This is a genomic window from Streptomyces inhibens (genome assembly GCF_003389455.1).
Classification (GTDB): Bacteria; Actinomycetota; Actinomycetes; order Streptomycetales; family Streptomycetaceae; genus Streptomyces; species Streptomyces inhibens.
Genome location: NZ_QUAC01000028.1, coordinates 42,866 through 54,728, shown reverse-complemented (window position 1 = coordinate 54,728; position 11,863 = coordinate 42,866). Strand labels below are relative to the sequence as shown.

Sequence of the window (11,863 nt, the reverse complement as noted above, 5' to 3'; positions counted from 1 at the left end):
AGCCGGTGGGCAGCGGCGGCCGGGCGATCGGCAAGCCGGCCCGGGCCGCCACAGGCAGCACGGTCGTCGGGGCCGGGCTGGCCGGCAGCGGAGTGGCCCGCGCCGCGAACTGAGCCGCCGGCACAGAGACCCGCCCCGCCCGTCTTCCCCTTCGGGCGGGGCGTCTGCCGTTGTCTGCGTGCGGTGGGTTGCTCCGCAGGCATCGGTTTTCCTTCCCGAGGCGGGAATCTCCGGGTGGTGGCGGCCGTTGATCAGCACAGGACCGTTCCATCCCAGGAGGCAGTGCGTGTACGGCGACCCCAGCACGATCCGCAGGATCCTCACCGAGCTCGGCGACACCTGGGCCGTCGTGGGCCTGTCCAACAACGAGCAGCGCGCGGCGCACGGCGTCGCGGATGTGCTCCAGCGCTACGGCAAGCGCATCGTGCCGGTGCATCCGAAGGCCGAGACGGTGCACGGCGAGCCGGGATACCCCTCGCTCGACGCGATCCCCTTCCCGGTCGATGTGGTCGATGTCTTCGTCAACAGCGAGCTGGCGGGCGGGATCGCCGATGAGGCGGTGTCACTCGGGGCGAGGGCCGTGTGGTTCCAGCTCGGAGTGGTCGACGAGGCGGCCTGGGACCGGGTGCGCGATTCCGGTCTGGACATGGTGATGGACCGTTGTCCGGCGATCGAGATACCGCGTTTGGGCTGAGCGCCGGGTGCGTTGGCGTCCGTGCGTGATCGTGACACGGGCCGCTGTTCCCGAGGATGCCGCCGAGCTCGTCCGGCTGCGTCGTCCGATGTTCCTGGCGATGAACGGGCGTGATCGCCGCGGGAGTTGGGAGCAGGATGCGGAGGCGATGGCGCGCCACGACCGAGGCTCCGTCCCGTAGGCCTGGGCCCCGGGCGATCGCTGGGTCGGTTGGCGGGCCGGTTGCCGGTCGGCGATCGCTAGGCGATGCCCAGCCCGTCCAGGACCGTGGCGCCGGGCAGTTCGGCCAGCGCCTTGCCGGGCACGATGAGCTTGCCGCGGCGGCCGCCGCTGCCGATCAGGGCGTACGGGGTATCGGCGACAGCGGCGTCCACGAGCAGCGGCCAGCCGGCGGGCAGACCGATCGGGGTGATCCCGCCGTATTCCATGCCGCTCTCGCCGACCGCCCTGTCCATCGGCGCGAACGACGCCTTGCGGGCGCCCAGTTGACGACGCACCACGCCGTTGACGTCGACCCGGGTGTGCGAGAGGACGACGCAGGCGGCCAGGGTGGTCTCGCCACCGCGCTTGCCGGCCACCACCACACAGTTCGCCGACTGCTCCAGCAGCCAGGGGCCATAGGTCTCGACGAGGAGCGCGGTGTCCGCGATGGCCGGGTCCGTATCGACGTAGCGCAGCTCTTCGGGCGCTACCGATCCGCTCCAGGCGCGGATCGCGGTGGCCACCGGCTCGACCAGCAGGTCCAGGCACTCGACGGCGGGCCGGACATCGTCAAAAGCATCCATCGGCACGGGCATACGCGACAAGTTAACAGTCGCGCTCTCCCGGCGCCGGGCCGTCTCAGCGGGCGAGCGGGATGCTCACCGACATGGTCATCTCGACCGGTTCCGTACCGTCGTTGCGGTAGCCGTGCGCGACCTTGGCCTCGAATGTCGCCGAGGCGCCGGCGGGCACAGTGTATTCCTCGCCGTCCACGATGAGCGTCAGCGTGCCGGACCGCACATGGATCAGCTCGACGGTGCCGGGCGGATGCGGATCGGAGGTGCTGTTGTCGCCGGGCATCAGCCGCCAGTCCCACAGTTCGTACGGCCCTGGCGCCTCGGCGCCGACCAGGAGCGTGGTGAAGCTGCCGGCCTCGGTGGACCACAGCCGGACGGCCTCGTCCGGCGCCACGATGCGTACCTGCGGGCCCTGCTCGTAGTCCAGGAGCGTGGTGATGCTGACGCCGAGCGCGTCGGCGATCTTGACCGTGGTCCCCACGCTCGGGTTCGTACGAGCCTGCTCGATCTGGATGATCATGCCGCGGCTGACCCCGGCCCGGGCCGCCAGCGCATCGAGGGTGTAGCCGCGCTCGGCGCGCCAGTGTTTGAGGTTGCGGGCGAGCGACTGCGTGAGCTGGTCGAGGTCCGTCACGGTCCGTCCAAGTCGGAGGTCAATATATTCGATTCCGCAGTTCAGTTTCCTGCACTACGGTGTGGTGTACTTCAGCGTCCGGTTCACTGTACTGCGAGGTTTCACCATGACAGCGGTCTTCGCCCTGGCCACCAGCCTTCTGTGGGGGCTCGCCGACTTCGGCGGCGGACTGCTCACCCGACGACTGCAGGCGCTGACCGTGGTGGTCGTCTCGCAGATGCTGGCCACTGTCGTGCTGGGCGCCATTGTGCTGGCCACCGGCGGCTGGCGGGAGGCCGGACCGCAGCTGTGGTTCGCGGTCGGGGCGGGTGTCGTGGGGCCCGCCGCGATGCTCTGCTTCTACCGCGCCCTGGCGCTCGGCCCGATGGGCGTGGTCTCCCCGCTCGCCTCGCTCGGCACCGTCCTGGTACCGCTCGGCGTCGGGTTCGTGGCGGGCGAACGGCCGGGGCTGTTGCAGGCCACCGGCATGGTGGTGGCCGTGATCGGCGTACTGCTGGCCGGCGGTCCGCGGATCAGCGGCGCCTCCGTCGCCCGCCAGACGATCGTGCTGACGCTGATCTCGGCGCTCGGCTTCGGCGCGGTGATGGCGCTGATCTCCGAGGCGTCCACGACGGTGACCGGGCTCTTCCTCGCGCTGTTCGTGCAGCGAGTGTGCAATGTCGCCGTCGGCGGCGCCGCCCTGTACGCCTCGGTGCGGCGCGGCACCCCGGCGCTGCCCGAGGGCGGTCTCGCGGCCCTCCGGGGTTCGCTGCCCGCGCTCGGCTTCGGCGCGGTGATGGCGCTGATCTCCGAGGCGTCCACGACGGTGACCGGGCTCTTCCTCGCGCTGTTCGTGCAGCGAGTGTGCAATGTCGCCGTCGGCGGCGCCGCCCTGTACGCCTCGGTGCGGCGCGGCACCCCGGCGCTGCCCGAGGGCGGTCTCGCGGCCCTCCGGGGTTCGCTGCCCGCGCTCGGCTTCGTCGGTATCGCCGATGTCGCCGCCAACGGCACCTACGCCATCGCCGCCCAGCACGGCCCAGTCACCATGGCGGCGGTGCTCGCCTCGCTCTACCCCGTGGTCACCTCGCTCGCCGCGCTCGGCGTCCTCAAGGAGCGGATGCGGGCGATCCAGACGGCGGGCGCCTCGCTCGCGCTGGTCGGCACGGTCCTGCTCGCCTCCGGCGGCTGATGCGGGCGGGCCCGACACGGGCCGGCCTGACGGCGCCTCAGGACGCTTCGTACGCCTCCCCGGCCTGCACGGACTCCTCGGCCCGCCACTCCCCCAGCGCGACCAGTTGCTCCGGGGTGACGCCCTCGGGGATCGGCACCGGCGCCGGCGTACGCAGCGGCGGCTGCCAGCCCTCCTGCGGGTCCCAGCTACGGACGACCTTGGCGGGCGCGCCGGCGACCACCGCATGATCGGGGACCTCACCGCGGACGACGGCGCCGGCCGCGACCACCACATTCCTGCCCAGCCGCGCGCCGGGCAGGATGACCGCACCCGTACCGATCCAGCTGCCGGCGCCGATGGCGACCGGGGCGGTGCGCGGCCACTGCTTTCCGACCGGCACATCGGGGTCGTCGTAACTGTGGTTGGTGGTGGTGAGGTAGACCCCGGGACCAAAGAAGCAGTCGTCGCCGATCGTCAGCCGGACATCCGCGATCACATGGCTGCCGCGGCCCAGCACCACACCGTTCCCCAGCGTGAGGATCGGCTCCGGGCCGAGATCGAGGTCCGGCATCATCCCCGCCGTCAGCGTCACGTCCTGCGCGATGATGCAGTGGTCGCCGATCTCGATCCACGGGTCGCCGAAGACCGTGCCCTGCGGGAAGGCGAGCCGGGTGCCGGTGCCGATCCGGCGGAAGCGGTACGGGCCCGGGCGATCGGCCGTGACGGCCGCGGTCTCTCGCACCCAGCGCGCACCGCGATGGACGGCCCGCGACACGGCCCGGCGCCGCCAGGCCGCGAGGGATGAGAACACGTTCTGGTTTGTCGGCACCCGCACACGGTACTCAGCCCGCCGGGCGACCGGCCGCGCGCCGGGCTGTGATCTTCGCCCCACCGGCGTCCGCCCCCGCCCGCCGGTGCGCCCGTCGTCTACGGTGCTGTTGGCGCGGCACAGAAGTGGCGAGGAGATCCAGAGATGGCAGGACGGGCGTTGATTTCACCGGTGGGCGGCAAGGAGCCGAGGGTCGATCAGAAGGCATTCACCGCCCCGACGTCCGTCGTGCTCGGCGAGGTCACCATGGCCGCGGGCGCCAGCGTCTGGTACCACGCGGTGCTGCGCGCCGACTGCGGCCCGATCGTGCTCGGCACCGACAGCAACATCCAGGACAACTGCACCGTGCACGTCGATCCCGGCTTCCCGGTGACCGTCGGCGACCGGGTCTCCGTCGGGCACAACGCGGTCCTGCACGGCTGCACCGTCGAGGACGATGTACTGATCGGCATGGGCGCCACGGTGTTGAACGGGGCGCACATCGGCGCGGGCTCGCTGGTCGCCGCGCAGGCGCTGGTCCCCCAGGGCATGCGGGTACCGCCCGGCTCGCTGGTCGCCGGGGTCCCGGCAAAGGTCAAGCGGGAGCTGACCGACGAGGAGCGCGAGACCATCAAGCTCAATGCGGCGATGTACCTGGAACTGGCGGCGCGGCACCGGGAAGCGGTGACGGACGCGGAGGGCTGAGCCGACCGCACCGCCGGCGCGACTCCACCGCCGGGCCGCTCCGGCCACGACGCGCCGGGTGCGGCCCGTATCGGGACCGCACCACGGCCAGGGACCTCAGCGGCGCCGGGAGAGTTCGGCGACGGTCAGCGCGGACGTCAGCAGCTCCGCGTCGAAGAGGGACGCATCCGCGAGGCGGTTGGCGTTGGCGTACGCGTTCATCATCAGCTTGGCGGTCCGCAGAGCCGAGGGGGACCTGCGGACCAGCGGCTTGGTCCACCGTGCGACCGCGTTGTCCAGCTCTTCCTCCGGTACGACCTTGTGGAGGATGGACAGCTCCTGCGCCTGCGCGGCGTCGAAGTTATCGGCGGTCAGTATCAGCTCACGGACCTTGGCCGCTCCTGCCTCGTTCAGCAGCCGCGGCATGATGCCTCCCCAGGCGGGAGGCACCCCGAGACCGAGTTCCGGCAGCCGGAAGCGGCAGTTGTCGGCCCCGACCCGCAGATCGCAGAACACCGCGAGTCCCACACCGGCCCCGACCACCCCACCGTGCAGCCGCGCAACGGTGACCGCGTCGGTGGTCGCGAGGGCGTCGCACACCCGGCGCGCCTTGTTGCCGAGACCGCGCAGAGCCACTCCGCTGGGGTCCTCGGCCAGTAGTGCCGGGAACTCCTTGCGGTCTCCACCCAGGCAGAAGTCGTCCCCCGCGCCGGACAGGACCAGCACCCGGGCGCCGGACTCATCGTCCAGGGCGCCGAGGACGGCGAGGAGTTCGTCGAGGATCAGCCCGGATATCGCGTTACCTGTCTCCGGGCTGTTCAACTGCACCTTGAGGACCGGCCCTTCGTGTGTCACGAGAAGGGTCTTGAAGTCGTGCATCATGGTCTTCCTTGTTCGTTGTTCCACGCTTCTGAGGGGTGCGGCGCATCAGGCATGCACTACCTGAAGCGCCATGAGACGGCGGAAGGCCACCCGCGGCGCCCAGACGGGAGCGGAGCTGATACGCAGGCTCGGCAGGCGCTTGAGCAACGAGGTGAGCAGGCACGTTGCTTCCAGGCGGGCCAGTGCGTTGCCGAGGCAGTAGTGCATTCCCCCACCGAAGCTCAGGTGGGGTGCCTTGCGGCGAATGTCGAAGAGGCCGGGCTCGGCGTACTGGTCCGGGTCGTGATGGGCGGCACCGACCATCAGCTGCACCATCTCGTGCCGGCGCACGGTCACCCCGGCGAGTTCGGTGTCCTCGGGGGCCACCCGGCTGATCATGTGTATCGGGGCGTCGTAGCGCAACACCTCGTCGATCGCACCCGGTATGTACTCGGGATGCACCCGCAGCCACTCCAGTTGCTGGGGGTGCTCCAGGAGCAGCCGCACCATGCCGGAGAGCAGATGCGAGGTCGTCTCCAGCGCCGCCAGGACCATGAAGAGCGCGAGGGCGTAGACGGCTTCGTCCGCGGCGTGCCGGTCCGATTCGAGTGCGTCCCAGGTCCGGAGCCAGCTCGACACCGGGTCGTCCCCGGGCGACCTCCGGCGTTCTTGCACCAGCCCGGTGAAGTACTGCCGCAGACGATGCGTCGCGGCGTCGGAAAGTGCGAGCTGACTCGGCGACGGAAACAATTCCTGGGTGAAAACCTGGTCGTGGGTAAGCGACCGCAGAAGCGGGTAATCCGCAGGGGGGATTCCCAGCCATTCGCCGATGGTAATCACCGGCAATTCGTCGGTGACCAGCGCGACAAAATCGGCTGGACCGTCCCGCAGTTCTTCTGCGAGCCGGTCAAACAGCCGCTCCGTCGTCCGCTCGACCGAAGACTTCATTATGCCCAGAGACTTTCGGTCGAACATATTTCCCAGCGACCGCCGCACCTGGGTGTGATACGGCGAGTTGAGCATGGGCAGGGTATCGCCCATCTGACGCGAGGCAGCCGCACTCCAACGCCCCGCATCATCCTGGCGAGTCCGCCAGTCGGTATCGGGCACCCGCCAGGATCTGCTCCTCAACACCTGGTGACACACGGTGTAGGAGGTTGCCAGGTGCCCGCCCCACGGAGCTTGAACAATTTCCCCCATTGCCCTGAGCTTTGCGTACAACGGCAATGGATTCGACTGTCCACCGGCCGTGCGCAGACGAGAGAAAAGTGAAACCACAGTACGCCGGTCAACGGGTGCGGTGGCCAGGGCGGACTCCACGGCGACTCCTTCTTCCAGAAGCTCACACGATAATTGCCAGCCCTGCATACCCCTGCGCTTGAACGTTCATGCGGACATAGAACGTTTACACTGTTGCAAACGTCACACCTTCCACCAGCTTAGGAATCCGCTCCACCAGCTGCCCTTCTGTGACTTGCCCTGAGGGGCCGGTGCATTTCCGGCGGTGGGCCCACCCGCCTGGAAAGACCTGGAGCCGCCCTTCTCCTCCCGTACCGGCGTGAAGCGGGCAGGCAGCGCGATGAGCGCCCGGTGGAACGGGCCGGGCCGCCAGGTCAGGGTCTCCGCCGGCACGCCCAACTCGATGTCGGGCAGCATGTTGAGGAGCTTCTCGATGGCCCTGATGGCGATCAGCTGGGCGGGATCCTTGGCCGGGCAGGCGTGCGGACCCGCACCCCAGGCAAGGTGGGCCCGCTTGCTGAACGTCTGCCGGCTCGCGGACAGACTCGGGTCCGCGTTGGCCGCCGCGAAGCTGATGAGCACCGGCTCGCCGGCCGCCAGTTTGGTCCCGGCGAGGTCCACGTCATGCACGGGATAGTGCGTGCCGTAGTTGGCGATCGGCGGGCTGTTCCACAGCACCTCGTTGATGGCGTCCTCGACCAGAACACCGCCGTGCTGGCCCCCGGGGTACTGCTCGTCGGACAGCAGCAGGCGCAGCGCGCTGGCGATGATGTTCTGCACGGGCTCGGTGCCGGCGCCTATGAGAAGGGCCAGCTGGTGGACCATCTCCTCGTCGGACAGCTGCGCCTGATGCTGCATCAGCCACGAGGTGATGTCCTCGCCCGGGGTGGTCCGCTTCAGCGCGACCAGCTCGAACAGCGCCCCGGCCATGGCCTCGTTGGCCCGCTCCACGTCGATACCGTCGAACAGGCTGGAGATGGCCACGATCAGCCGGTCCCCGAGATCCGCCGGGCACCCGAAGAGATCGTTGAAGACCAGCAGCGGCAGGACCTGCGAGAAGTCGGCTATCAGATCGGCCTTGCCCCGGACACGGAACTGGTCGATGAGGTATGCGGCGACACGGTCGACGTGCCGGCTCACCCGGTGCATGTCCAGACGGGCCAGACTGTCCGTCACCGCCTGCCGCAGCCGCAGATGATCGGCGCCGTCGGAGAACATGCAGTTCGGCCGGTACATCATCATCGGCAGTACGGGGCTGTCCAGCGGGACCCGGCCCTCGTTCAGGGCGCGCCAACGGCGCGAATCCCGTGCGAAGGTGTCCGGGTTCTGCAGGACATGGAGCGCCGCGGCGTAGTCCGTGACGAGTTCGGCCTCCACCCCGGGAGCCAGCTCGACGGGCGCACTGGGGCCGTTCTGCCGCAAGTGCTCATAGAAAGTGTCCGGAGCGGCGGCGAATTCGGGCCCGTACAGGGGTGCTCTTGGGCCACCGGCGTGCGCGGGGCAGCCGGGCGGCGGAGTCTGGAATTCCGAGTGAGATTGCATGCCTGAACTCCTAGTTGAGGCGGGACTGTAGATAACGGACGAGCGCGATCAGTGAATCCGCCGAGGAACGCTGATCCCGTGCGTCACAGCTGACAACAGGCGTCTCGGGAAGCAGGTCCAGCGCCTCACGGATCTCGTCGAGCGAGTGCGCGGGGGTCCCGTCGAAGCGGTTCACGGCGATGGCGTACGGGATTCCGTAGTGTTCCACCAGGTCCATGACAGGGAAGGACTCTTCCAGACGCTCGGGATCGACCAGGACCAGTGCCCCGAGCGCCCCGCGCGTCATGTCTTCCCAGACCTGAACGAAGCGCTGCTGGCCAGGCGTTCCGAACAGATACAGGACCAGCTTCTCGCTGAGCGTGAGCCGGCCGAAATCCATGGCGACCGTTGTCGTGGTCTTGCCGGGCGCACCTTTCGGGTCGTCAATTCCCTGGCCCGCCTGGGTCATTACCTCTTCGGTACGCAGCGGTGGAATCTCCGACATGGTTCCGATGAACGTGGTCTTGCCCACGGCGAAGTGTCCGACCACAAGGATCTTCGCCGCGGTCTGCACTGAATTGCGCAGGTAAACGCCGTCATCCAAAGCGAGCCTGGAGCCCATTCAACACCTCCTCAAGGATTTGCCGGTCGACAAGCTGAGCGCTAGGTATGGGCGCGCGAGAATAGAGATAGCCCTCCTGCGTCAGATCGGACACCAGAATTTTGACGACACCCACCGGCAATCGGGTGTGTCCGGCTATCTCGGCGATCGAGAGAAAGCCTCCCGAACACAGCTCCAGCAGACGGAGCTTCTCCGGATCGAGAGGCATTGTCCGGGGCGGTTCCGCGGCTACCGTGACCAGGGTGATCAGCGAGAAGCGGTCGTCGTCAAGAAGATCCCGGCCGTTGGTGATGACATACGGCCGTACTAATTCCGCTGCTTCGTGCGTCAGCTCCGGCTCGTGCTCGTCATCGGTTGTCATGGCTGAATATCAGCCCTCTCACGAGGCGGACTGGTCAGTGCCTTGCCAAGCTGCCCGACGAGCTGCTGCATACGGAACGTGATCTCCGCCATGTCAACGTCGGGTGATGCCGAAACCGCGAGATACGCGCCTTCGCCGGCCGATATGAGAAAGACCCAGCCATGGTCGAACTCCACCAGCGTCTGACGCCATTGCGGCCGGTTGGTGGGCACTCCGCCGGTGCAGAAGTCGGCGACCGTACGGCTCAGCGACTGCATTCCGCTCATTGCGGCGGCGACGGTGTCGGCATGGTCCCGGCCGACGTCCTTCGAGCGGGCCATGAGCAGGCCGTCGGCGGATACGAGAATGGCATGCTGCGCTTCGGGCAATTCCAGCGCGCTGTCAAGCATCCACGACAGATCGTAGTTCACTGAACCTCATGCCCTTCACTGCTTGCATTGGTGGAACGACGGCCGGATTGTGTGCCGCGCTGGAATGCCCCCATGACGGAAGCGGCCCTTGCGCTGTCGCGGGCCGGGGTTTCCGTGCTCTCGGACTCGGTCGGCACGATGGATATCGCACCGCGGCGACGGCGCTTCGGCAGACCGCCGGCCGTCGTGTCGTGAGCCTGGGGGACGGGAGCTGGTGGTGGGGGAACGGGCGGCCGGGGGGCTGCCTGATATACGGGCGCCGAGGCGCCGGATGCCTGGTGACCAGGAGGGTTCTCGGGCGGCAACGGGGTGGACGCGGCCACGGCAGGACTCTCCTCCGGCTCATGCAGGGACGTGAGTAGATCCTCGGGCAGCAGGACGACCGCGCGCACGCCGCCGTACGGAGAGGTGGAATCCACCGAGACGCTGAAGCCGTAACGGGCGGCCAGCACACCCATGACGGTGAATCCGAACTGCGGCGGATTACCGAGGCTGGAGACGCTGGCCGAATTCTCACTCGACAGCAGCTGGGCGGCTCGCGCCTTCTCTTCCTCGTTCATGCCGACACCGGCGTCGTCGACGACGATACATACGCCCTTGGGCACCGGCCGGATGTTGATCTCGATCATCGTTTCCGGCGCCGAATAGCTGGTGGCGTTGTCCAGCAGTTCGGCGAGCACCAGCGCCACGGGTTCGACGGCGCGGCTCACGATGGCGAAATGACTCTGCGACCGGATCTCGACGCGCGTGAAGTGGCGAATACGGCCCTTCGCGCTGCGGACCACGTCGTAGAGCGACGCGTTGTTCCGGCGCCGGCCGAGCCAGCCGTCGCAGAGCACGGCGATGGACTGGGCGCGCCGCGCAAACTGCGAATTCATGTGGTCGATGTCGAGCAGGTCCTGCAGAATCTTGTGCTCGCCGTATGCCTCTTGCAGCTTGGAAATCGCCAGCTGCTGCTCGCTCGCAAGACCCTGCAAGGTCCGCATGGCGGCCTTCAGAGTGGTCTTGGTCGCCTCTTCCGCGCGGTCCTTGGCCTCCTCGACGGCTTCCGTGTAGTGGTTCTCAAGATTGGCGTAGTGCTGCTTGAGCTCAACCTTTTCTTTTCGTAGCTCCGCGATCTTCTTTCTGCCGCGAATAATCGCGGTCGCGGCGACAGGGGTACCAGCGATCAATCCCCACAGCGCTGGATCCTGGAAGTATTGCGTCATAGGACTCTCTTCGGACGACGGAGCCACCAGGTGTCGTATGCCTGGCTGCGACGCGCAGAAACACTCGCGGTCCCAGACATACGTGAACGGCCGCGCGCAATCGCCTGCCAGAAAGCCATCGAAGGCCCGGCTAATGGCATAGTTCTCCCCGGGGTGGCGGTTTTCATATGGCCAATGCGCGGAATTTCTTTCTTGCCATAGCAGGTGACTACCCCGTTGGCAAGTGCGATGATCTTAGCATCACAGCAACGCCCGCCGTCCAACGGCGATCTAACCGTTACGGCATCTGAAGGAGATTCAACAAAGGCTCCCTTTGGGGCCATTGGGCGCCGATGCCGGGCCGCGGGGCAACCGGGAGGCCCACTTCCTGACGGTCCGCTGACACCCTGTCCTCCTGCACCGTCGCGAACGCAACGGGCAAGAATCGGTCAGCGAAGGTCAGCGGTGCGGGGCGTCGTGCACATATGTGATCTGGCCGCCGCGGACCCGGACGACGCGTACGGTCATTCCCCGGTCGGTCCCGCGCAGGTAGTGCGCCGTGCAATGGACCCATGCGCCCTTGACCGCGCGCAGATCCCTCGTACAGTCGACGGACCGCGGCCCCCGGAGGATCACCGGAAGCGACAGATGGCCCGAGATCGAGCGGGCAACTTCGGCGCGCGGGACGGAGTCGGTCGTACCGTCGACCTCACTCGTCGCGTCCCGGTCCGTCAGCCACTGGTTGCCTGCCGTGAGGCTCCCCGCCAGCAGAGCCGTACCGACCAGCACCAGGCCGACAGCTCGCAGATACCGCACGGCTCTCCTTCCAGCGTGCACTCATGATTCCCCGGCCGTGCCCACCGGCCGGATCAGGGACAATTCTTACGGGTCGCCCGGCGTCGGCAACACGAGA

The 11,863-nt window shown here is 68.0% G+C and carries 14 protein-coding genes and 1 pseudogene; 4 read left to right on the top strand and 11 right to left on the bottom strand.

Features of this window, described 5'->3' with window-relative positions; genetic code table 11:
- The first annotated feature begins 286 nt into the window (after positions 1 to 286).
- Positions 287 to 694 carry a CoA-binding protein gene (locus DY245_RS04765; protein WP_128503817.1) on the top strand — a complete coding sequence of 136 codons (408 nt, stop codon included), beginning with the start codon at positions 287 to 289 and terminating at the stop codon, positions 692 to 694.
- 239 nt (positions 695 to 933) lie between these two features.
- On the opposite strand, the gene DY245_RS04755 is transcribed toward DY245_RS04765, so the two are convergent.
- Positions 934 to 1,479: a YbaK/EbsC family protein gene (locus DY245_RS04755; protein WP_425329345.1), complete on the bottom strand. Its 546-nt coding sequence runs from the start codon at positions 1,477 to 1,479 to the stop codon at positions 934 to 936.
- A gap of 55 nt (positions 1,480 to 1,534) precedes the next feature.
- Positions 1,535 to 2,107 (bottom strand): XRE family transcriptional regulator, encoded by a 573-nt coding sequence (locus DY245_RS04750; protein WP_128503813.1) that lies wholly within the window; start codon positions 2,105 to 2,107, stop codon positions 1,535 to 1,537.
- A 106-nt stretch (positions 2,108 to 2,213) separates the two neighbouring features.
- On the opposite strand from DY245_RS04750, the pseudogene DY245_RS48625 reads away from it, so the two are divergent.
- Both DY245_RS48625 and DY245_RS48620 read left to right on the top strand, forming a co-directional pair.
- Positions 2,214 to 2,873 (top strand): annotated as a pseudogene (locus DY245_RS48625) (EamA family transporter); the annotation flags it as partial.
- Positions 2,874 to 2,882: 9 nt separating this feature from the next.
- Positions 2,883 to 3,275 carry an EamA family transporter gene (locus DY245_RS48620; protein WP_483409809.1) on the top strand — a complete coding sequence of 131 codons (393 nt, stop codon included), beginning with the start codon at positions 2,883 to 2,885 and terminating at the stop codon, positions 3,273 to 3,275.
- 37 nt (positions 3,276 to 3,312) lie between these two features.
- Here DY245_RS48620 and DY245_RS04740 read toward each other — a convergent pair whose 3' ends face one another.
- A complete protein-coding gene (locus tag DY245_RS04740; RefSeq protein ID WP_128503809.1) occupies positions 3,313 to 4,086 on the bottom strand; it encodes an acyltransferase in 774 nt (257 codons plus the stop codon).
- A gap of 144 nt (positions 4,087 to 4,230) precedes the next feature.
- Here DY245_RS04740 and DY245_RS04735 point away from each other — a divergent pair, with 144 nt between their 5' ends.
- Complete coding sequence (locus DY245_RS04735; protein WP_128503807.1) at positions 4,231 to 4,770, top strand: gamma carbonic anhydrase family protein; 540 nt, start codon at positions 4,231 to 4,233, stop codon at positions 4,768 to 4,770.
- A gap of 96 nt (positions 4,771 to 4,866) precedes the next feature.
- Here the strand turns inward: DY245_RS04735 and DY245_RS04730 are convergent, their stop codons facing one another.
- From DY245_RS04730 to DY245_RS04695, 8 genes are all read right to left on the bottom strand, one after another.
- The gene (locus tag DY245_RS04730) at positions 4,867 to 5,631 is read right to left on the bottom strand and encodes an enoyl-CoA hydratase/isomerase family protein (protein ID WP_128503805.1); all 765 of its coding nucleotides are present in this window, start codon (positions 5,629 to 5,631) and stop codon (positions 4,867 to 4,869) included.
- A 45-nt stretch (positions 5,632 to 5,676) separates the two neighbouring features.
- On the bottom strand, positions 5,677 to 6,930 hold the full coding sequence (locus tag DY245_RS04725; RefSeq protein WP_244942830.1) for a cytochrome P450: 1,254 nt from the start codon (positions 6,928 to 6,930) through the stop codon (positions 5,677 to 5,679).
- A 102-nt stretch (positions 6,931 to 7,032) separates the two neighbouring features.
- On the bottom strand, positions 7,033 to 8,391 hold the full coding sequence (locus tag DY245_RS04720; protein WP_128503801.1) for a cytochrome P450: 1,359 nt from the start codon (positions 8,389 to 8,391) through the stop codon (positions 7,033 to 7,035).
- Between the two features lie 10 nt (positions 8,392 to 8,401).
- Entirely contained in the window at positions 8,402 to 8,992 is a 591-nt protein-coding gene (locus tag DY245_RS04715; RefSeq protein ID WP_128503799.1) for a GTP-binding protein, read from the bottom strand.
- The gene (locus DY245_RS04710; protein WP_128503797.1) at positions 8,967 to 9,353 is read right to left on the bottom strand and encodes a DUF742 domain-containing protein; all 387 of its coding nucleotides are present in this window, start codon (positions 9,351 to 9,353) and stop codon (positions 8,967 to 8,969) included. Before DY245_RS04710 ends, DY245_RS04715 begins: the two co-directional genes overlap by 26 nt.
- Positions 9,350 to 9,763: a roadblock/LC7 domain-containing protein gene (locus tag DY245_RS04705; protein WP_128503795.1), complete on the bottom strand. Its 414-nt coding sequence runs from the start codon at positions 9,761 to 9,763 to the stop codon at positions 9,350 to 9,352. The genes DY245_RS04710 and DY245_RS04705 overlap by 4 nt, the downstream gene beginning before the upstream one ends.
- Positions 9,760 to 10,971, bottom strand: coding sequence for an ATP-binding protein (locus DY245_RS04700; RefSeq protein ID WP_128503793.1), 1,212 nt, complete (start codon positions 10,969 to 10,971; stop codon positions 9,760 to 9,762). Before DY245_RS04700 ends, DY245_RS04705 begins: the two co-directional genes overlap by 4 nt.
- 438 nt (positions 10,972 to 11,409) lie before the next feature.
- Complete coding sequence (locus DY245_RS04695) at positions 11,410 to 11,766, bottom strand: DUF4333 domain-containing protein (RefSeq protein WP_128503791.1); 357 nt, start codon at positions 11,764 to 11,766, stop codon at positions 11,410 to 11,412.
- Between the last annotated feature and the right edge of the window lie 97 nt (positions 11,767 to 11,863).

Bases quoted from the DNA above. Each gene is read 5' to 3' on its own strand.
- DY245_RS04755 (WP_425329345.1), bottom strand. From the start codon at position 1,479: ATGGATGCTTTTGACGATGTCCGGCCCGCCGTCGAGTGCCTGGACCTG.
- DY245_RS48620 (WP_483409809.1), top strand. From the start codon at position 2,883: ATGGCGCTGATCTCCGAGGCGTCCACGACGGTGACCGGGCTCTTCCTC.
- DY245_RS04735 (WP_128503807.1), top strand. From the start codon at position 4,231: ATGGCAGGACGGGCGTTGATTTCACCGGTGGGCGGCAAGGAGCCGAGG.
- DY245_RS04730 (WP_128503805.1), bottom strand. From the start codon at position 5,631: ATGATGCACGACTTCAAGACCCTTCTCGTGACACACGAAGGGCCGGTC.
- DY245_RS04720 (WP_128503801.1), bottom strand. From the start codon at position 8,391: ATGCAATCTCACTCGGAATTCCAGACTCCGCCGCCCGGCTGCCCCGCG.
- DY245_RS04715 (WP_128503799.1), bottom strand. From the start codon at position 8,992: ATGGGCTCCAGGCTCGCTTTGGATGACGGCGTTTACCTGCGCAATTCA.
- DY245_RS04710 (WP_128503797.1), bottom strand. From the start codon at position 9,353: ATGACAACCGATGACGAGCACGAGCCGGAGCTGACGCACGAAGCAGCG.
- DY245_RS04700 (WP_128503793.1), bottom strand. From the start codon at position 10,971: ATGACGCAATACTTCCAGGATCCAGCGCTGTGGGGATTGATCGCTGGT.